1 pseudogene is annotated in these 799 nt (G+C 45.3%); it reads right to left on the bottom strand.

Annotated elements, in window-relative coordinates:
- Positions 1-799: pseudogene (locus C7R92_RS31315) on the bottom strand (IS3 family transposase); the annotation flags it as partial.

The raw sequence follows: 799 nt of genomic DNA, 5'->3' as shown, positions 1-799 counted from the left end.
GCGACTGCATTGTCATATGGGCAGCCTTTCATGCTAAGCGAGCGCTTGATGTTGAATGTACGGATGACGTCACCAATCGTACGATTGGTAAACTCACTGCCTCGATCCGTGTGAAAGAGCTGGATTTGACGTAGGTCTCCTTTTACGCTTGCAAAAGCTTGGTAGACCAGCGCGGCATCTTTACTGGTTCCACAGCTATACCCAATAATCTCCCGATTGAATAAGTCCACGAGCAGGCAGATGTAGTGCCATTTGTTTGCGACTCGAACATACGTCAAATCACTCACAACTGCCTCTAGTGGTTCATCTTTTGTAAACTCGCGGTTCAGTTCATTCTGGATTGGTGAATCGTTACACGGTGACTTATGTGGTTTATACTGGGCAACCGTATACGCCGATACAAGGCCATTCTTTTTCATCAAGCGTCCAATGCGCCGTCTTGAAACGATTCGTCCTTCTTTTTGGAGGGTTGCCTTGATCTTTCTGGTTCCATAAACGCGCTGATTCTCGTCAAAAATACGGATGATTGCTTGCTCCACCTCATCATCGCTAGATGACTGCTGGCTACTTTCATAATAGTAGGTACTCCGATTTACCTTGAGTATGGAGCACATGGCAGACACGGAGTACTTATGTGCATTTTGCCGGATCACTATGATTTTCGTCCGAAGATCAGCGCTGCTTGCTTTAAAATATCGTTTTCCATCTTCAATCGTTGATTTTCCTTACGTAGCTCTATCAGTTCCGTTTGTTCCGCTGTTCGGTTGTCCTTTTCTTTGAAAGACCCTGTAGTTTTACT

Source organism: Brevibacillus porteri (assembly GCF_003013475.1).
GTDB classification, from domain to species: Bacteria; Bacillota; Bacilli; order Brevibacillales; family Brevibacillaceae; genus Brevibacillus; species Brevibacillus porteri.
This window is presented reverse-complemented; position numbering and strand designations above follow the sequence as displayed.